We start from the raw sequence: 271 nt of genomic DNA on the forward strand, positions 1-271 counted from the left end.
GGTAGCGCTCCCGGCTCTCCTCCAGCCGGGCGACGGCTTCCTTCTGCTCGGTCCGGTCGCGCAGGATCTTCACGAAGCCGATGGCGGCGCCGTCCTCGTCGCGCAGCGCCATCATCTCGCCGTTCGCCCAGAAACGCTCGCCGTCGCGGCGCAGATGCCAACGCTCGTCGATGCCGCGGCCGTTCTCCATGGCGGACCGCATCTCCTTGTCGGGGATGCCGTCACGCCGGTCCTCGGGCGTGAAGAACGCGTCGGCAGGCTTGCCGCACAT

1 protein-coding gene is annotated in these 271 nt (G+C 69.7%); it reads right to left on the reverse strand.

Annotated features, from left to right (window positions below; all coding sequences use genetic code 11):
- The coding region (locus C1X29_RS29925) for a PAS domain S-box protein (RefSeq protein ID WP_146023310.1) at positions 1-271 on the reverse strand (271 nt) is incomplete at both ends.

It is taken from the genome of Pseudomonas sp. GW456-12-10-14-LB2 (assembly GCF_002884345.1).
GTDB lineage: Bacteria > Pseudomonadota > Gammaproteobacteria > Pseudomonadales > Pseudomonadaceae > Aquipseudomonas > Aquipseudomonas paraglycinae.